Source organism: Thauera sp. 2A1, assembly GCF_009469595.2.
GTDB lineage: Bacteria > Pseudomonadota > Gammaproteobacteria > Burkholderiales > Rhodocyclaceae > Thauera.
This window is the reverse complement of record NZ_SSXV01000042.1, coordinates 1-5,396: the sequence shown is the minus strand read 5'-3', so window position 1 is coordinate 5,396 and position 5,396 is coordinate 1. Positions and strand designations below refer to the sequence as shown.

4 protein-coding genes are annotated in these 5,396 nt (G+C 65.3%); 3 read left to right on the top strand and 1 reads right to left on the bottom strand.

Annotated features, from left to right (window positions below; all coding sequences use genetic code 11):
- A partial coding sequence (locus GH664_RS21760) for a hypothetical protein (RefSeq protein ID WP_153170216.1) occupies positions 1 to 208 on the bottom strand: 208 nt, incomplete at its 3' end.
- A gap of 413 nt (positions 209 to 621) precedes the next feature.
- Here GH664_RS21760 and GH664_RS21755 point away from each other — a divergent pair.
- The 3 genes from GH664_RS21755 (at position 622) to GH664_RS21745 (ending at position 5,218) form a co-directional block, all read left to right on the top strand.
- Complete coding sequence (locus tag GH664_RS21755) at positions 622 to 2,595, top strand: PAS domain S-box protein (protein WP_228111665.1); 1,974 nt, start codon at positions 622 to 624, stop codon at positions 2,593 to 2,595.
- Complete coding sequence (locus GH664_RS21750) at positions 2,570 to 3,208, top strand: response regulator transcription factor (protein WP_153170215.1); 639 nt, start codon at positions 2,570 to 2,572, stop codon at positions 3,206 to 3,208. Before GH664_RS21755 ends, GH664_RS21750 begins: the two co-directional genes overlap by 26 nt.
- Positions 3,209 to 3,346: 138 nt before the next feature.
- Positions 3,347 to 5,218 carry a thiamine pyrophosphate-dependent enzyme gene (locus GH664_RS21745; RefSeq protein ID WP_153170214.1) on the top strand — a complete coding sequence of 624 codons (1,872 nt, stop codon included), beginning with the start codon at positions 3,347 to 3,349 and terminating at the stop codon, positions 5,216 to 5,218.
- Positions 5,219 to 5,396 lie beyond the last annotated feature (178 nt).

Below are 5,396 nucleotides of genomic sequence, written 5' to 3'. Positions count from 1 at the left end.
CGGCGGGGATGGTGTTGATGTACTCGGTCGTGGCCGAGTAGGGGATGTTCACCCCTTCCTGGCGCGCCGTCGCAATCAGCGTCTCGATCAGAAAGTGCGCACGCTCAGCGCCTGCGTGCTCGATGACCGAGGCGATCGCCTCGAGCCAATCCTGCGTCTCCTGGGTATCCGTATCGGCTTTCAGAAGAACGTTGGTGTTACCGGTCATGTCTGTCTCCTCATGACTTGCGGTTTGCAAATTCCACCCGGGTGGGGCGGGACGGGTTTCTTGGCGACTGTCGTGCGCGTGCATCCCGGATCGCAGGACATCAGCGTTTCAAACTATAAAACGAGATTTCGGATTGTGCAATACGATTTCCCTTATGACCCATCTTCCTCACGAGCGCTAGGGCTTGCCCGAATGCCCCGGCATGCGATCGATCGCCAGAATCACATTGCATGCCAGCGCCGCGGGCTGCGCCGCCACCTCGATACGCCAACTTTCGAACCCCCTTTCTTCATGCTCCACCATCATTCCGCCGAGCCGGTCAGAACGGCTTGGCATCGCCGTGTCTTCACGGACGTGACTGACCGGTACGAACTCCCGCCTCGGCCGGGTTTCGGTCTGGCGGAGCGCGTGCCATGACGACGCCTGGCGATCTACCCTTCCTCCCCCCGGTCATGCTGATCGCGGGCCTGTTGGTGGTCATCGCCGGCTCGCTGCTGATGCTGCGCATCCATGTGCAGCGCCGGGTGCAGGCCGAGCGCGAGCGCGACCGCCTCTACCGGCTCTCGCTCGACATGCTGTGCGTATTCGGCTTCGACGGCGCGTTCCGTCGCTGCAACCCGGCCTTCGAGCACACGCTGGGCTATGGCCCGGAGCAGATGGTGGGGCGCACGCTCGTCGACATCGTGCATTCCGACGACGTCACCGCAACGATGGAGCACCTGCGCCGCCTTGCGTCCGGCGAGGCGACACAGTTTGAGAACCGCTGCCGCTGCAGCGACGGGACCTACAAGTGGCTTACCTGGAGCGTCAATCCGGAGATCGAGGACAAGCTGGTGTATGCGGTTGCGCACGACATCACCGGTCGCAAGGCTACCGAGGATGCGCTGCGGGCGGAGTCGGCCTTCCGCAAGACGATGGAGGATTCGGTCATCACCGGCCTGCGTGCCATCGACCTCAGCGGCCGCATCATCTACGTCAATAGCGCCTTCTGCCGCATGGTCGGCTTCGACGAGTCGGAACTGGTCGGAATGGTGCCGCCGTTCCCGTACTGGCCCGAAGAGGCAATCGATTCATGCCAGCGCAATCTGGAGCTCACGCTCGCCGGGCGGGCGCCGGCGAGCGGCTTCGAGATGCGCATTCGGCGCAAGAACGGCGAGCGTGTGGACGCGCGCTTCTACCTCTCGCCGCTGATCGATCGTGAAGGCCGGCAGACCGGCTGGATGGCCTCCATCACCGACATCACCGAGCCCAAGCGTGTCCGCGCCGCGTTGGAGGCAGCGCACGAGCGCTTCGAGGCGGTCATCGACGGGCTCGAAGCGGCGGTGTTCGTCGCCGATGCGCGCACCGATGAGATTCTCTTCGCCAATCGCGCGTTCAAGGCCATCCACGGCTTCGATTCCGTCGGGCGCACGGTGCGCGGCGTTGCCGTGCTGCAGCCAGAGCGCGGTGACTACACGGTGGACCCGCGCGGGCTGAGCCCAGCCGACCTGCCGCGTGAGCTCTTCGATGGCGAGTTGCAGCATCCCCTTTCCGGCCGCTGGTACCACGTGCGCGAGCACGCCACGCGCTGGGTCGACGGCCGCGTCGTGCGCATGGGCATCGCCACCGACGTCACCGACCGCAAGCAGACGGCGGAAATCTCGCGCCAGCAGGAGGATCGCCTGCAACGCACTTCGCGCCTCATCACCATGGGCGAGATGGCCTCGACCCTGGCGCACGAGCTTAATCAGCCGCTGTCGGCCATCGCCAACTACTGTGCCGGCTGCGTGACGCGCATGCAGAGCGGGCAATGGAAGCAGGAGGAGATCCTCGCCGCGATGCAGAAGGCGAGCTTCCAGGCGGAGCGCGCCGGCAAGATCATCCGCCGCATTCGCGAATTCGTGAAGAAGAGCGAGCCGCGCCGTGCTGCAGTCCGGATCGACGACGTGCTGGATGACGCGATCGGTTTCGCCGACATCGAAGCGCGCCGCCTTGGCATCCGCCTCGTCGCAAACGTCGCTCCGCAACTCCCCGCGGTTTTTGCCGACCAGATCATGATCGAGCAGGTCGTGCTCAATCTGATCCGCAACGGCTTCGACGCCATGGCCGACACCCTGCCGGAGCACCGCGTGCTCGTCGTGCGCGCGCACCCCTGCGGCGAGCATGCCGTCGAAGTGGCGGTGATCGACCACGGCCATGGCATCAGCGAGGAGGACCGGCAGCGGCTGTTTACGCCGTTCTACACGACCAAGGCCGAGGGCATGGGCATGGGCCTCAACATCTGCCGATCCATCATCGAATTCCACGACGGGCGACTGGTCGTCGACGCGAATCCGGAAGGCGGTACCATATTCGCGTTTACCCTTCCGACCGAGGTTGCCAGTGAGCGACTTGCCCGCAGCGCCTGACCAACTGATCTACGTCGTTGATGACGACGACGCCCTGCGCGATTCCCTCGTCTGGATGCTCGAATCCAGCGGTTACACGGTGCAGGCTTTCGACAGCGCCGAATCCTTTCTCGATGTCTACGCCGACGGCATGACGGGTTGCATCGTGCTCGACGTACGCATGCCGGGCATGAGCGGGCTCGAAATGTTCGACGAGCTCTGCCGCCGCCACTGCACCTTGCCGGTGATCTTCATCACCGGCCATGGTGACGTGCCGATGGCGGTGTCGGCGCTCAAGAAGGGGGCGGTGGATTTCATCGAGAAGCCCTTCAGCGAGCGCGACATGCTGCGCCTCATCGAGCAGTGTCTGGCGCAGGAGCGCGCCAACCGAGGCAAGCGCATGCTGGAGGCGGAAACCGCGCGCCGCCTGGAGCACCTCACCCAGCGCGAGCGCGAAGTGCTCGACCTCATCATCGCGGGCAAACTCAACAAGCAGATCGCCGACGTGCTGGGTATCAGCATCAAGACGGTGGAAGTGCACCGCGCGCGCGTCATGGAGAAGATGGGCGCCAACTCGCTCGCAGAGTTGGTGCAGAACGTCGTCACGGTGGAGCCGGGGGCCGCGGCGCGTTAATCAACGCACTGATCATCGAAGGGTAGAAAGCGATTCAAAATTCGCGCCGCAAGCCGTTGATCTGTATCAACGGCCGACTCGCGAGGGAACGGTAAGGTTCATGGTTTCTTCCGTCCGTCCCTTCGAGGAGTCCTGCCCATGGGTGCATCCCTGCCCGATAGCGCCGCTGCGAACCGACTGTTCCTGTCCGGCAACGAGGCCGTTGCCCGCGCAGCGCGAGACGCGGGTTGCCGCGTTGCCGCTGCCTACCCCGGGACGCCTTCCACCGAAATCCTCGAGGAACTCGCAAAGTACCCTGATCTGTACACCGAGTGGTCCGTCAACGAGAAGGTCTCGCTCGAGGTTGCGCTGGGTGCCTCGATGGTGGGCGCGCGCGCGCTGTGCGCGATGAAGCATGTTGGTCTCAACGTCGCCTCCGACGCGCTGATGACGATGACGGTCACCGGTACCGAAGGCGGCCTCGTCATCGCCGTGGCCGACGACGTCGGCATGTCCTCGTCGCAGAACGAGCAGGATTCGCGCTACTGGGGCCGCTTCGCGCACGTGCCGGTGTTCGAGCCCGCCGATGCGCAGGAAGCCTACGACATGACGCGCGCCGCGTTTGCCTTGTCGGAGGCGCATCGCTGCCCGGTGATCCTGCGCCTGACGACCCGCATCTGCCACGTCAAGGGCAGGGTGCAGCCGCGCGAACGCGAGCGCCATGAGCCTGCCGGTTTCGTCAAGGACGCGCGCCGCTGGGTCATGGTGCCGGGCAATGCCAAGCCTCGGTTGCCGCTGATGTACCAGCGCGACGAGGCACTGCGCGCCGACGCCGAGGCCAGCGAGTGGAACACGCTGTATGGCGGCACGGACCGGCGCATCGGTTTTATCGCCTCCGGGCCCGCCTTCATGCATGTGCGCGAAACCTTCCCGAACGCGCCGGTGCTCAAGCTCGGCCTGTCGCATCCCTTGCCCATCGAACGTGCGCGCGAGCTGGCGCGGCAGGTGGATGAGGTGCTGGTGGTGGAGGAAACCGAGCCGCTGGTGGAGATGGAACTGCGCGCCGCCGGCATCGCCTGCCGTGGAAAGGATGTGCTGCCGCGCATCGGCGAGCTTGCGCCCGACGTGCTGCGCCCGGCGGTCGCCGGGTTGCTCGGTGAGCCCGCGCCCAAGGCGATCCATGCGGCGCTGCAGACGGTGTTCCCGCGGCCGCCGACGATGTGCGTCGCCTGTCCGCACCTGGGCATCTATTACACCCTGGCGCAACTGCGCAACATCAACATCTCGGGCGACATCGGCTGTTACTCGCTGGGTGCCGGCCAGCCGTGGAATGCGCTCGATACCTGCATCTCGATGGGCGCGTCGATGGGCGTGGCGCTCGGCATGGACAAGGGCCGCGGCGAAGCCGATGCCAAGAAGAGCGTGGTCGCGGTGATCGGCGACTCCACCTTCCTGCACATGGGCATGCAGGGCCTGCTCGACATCACCTGGAACCGCGGCAACGTCACCGTGCTGCTGCTCGACAACCGCGCCGTGGGGATGACCGGCGGGCAGGAGAATCCCGGCACCGGCCGCGACATCCACGGCGAGGACGCGCCGCGTATCGACTTCGCCAAGCTGTGCGAGGCCCTCGGTGTGAAGAAGGAACGCATCCGTGTGCTCGACCCCTACCAGTTGCCTGTGCTGTTCAAGGCGCTGCGCGAGGAGACGAAGATCCCCGAGCCCTCGGTCATCATCACCGACCGGCCGTGCGTGCTGATCGACCACTACGAGGCGACGCAGCCCTACAAGGTCATCGCCGACCAATGTACCGGCTGCGGCAACTGCATCGATGTCGGCTGCCCTGCCATCCATGTGACGCGGCGCGCGACCGAGGTGAAGCCGTCCGGCAAGGAGGTCGAACTCGCCTTCGTGCGCATCGAGACTTCTGCCTGCACCGGCTGCGGCCTGTGCGTGCAGCCGTGTGCGCCCGAGGCGATCGTGCATGCGGCGCCGGAGCATCCCGTCAACTTCCTGTACAAGAAGATCTGAGAGCGTGAGAGTTTTTCTCCAATCTCGCCAGGTTGTGCTGGGACTGGCATGCTCCGAGACATGAACGAGACCGAAGGTCATAACGGATCGCCGGCCAGCCTGTTCGATGACCTGCCGGCTGTCGAGGAACAACAGGTGATCGCGGCGAAGCAGGCGCGGGCGGCTTCACGCCGGCAAG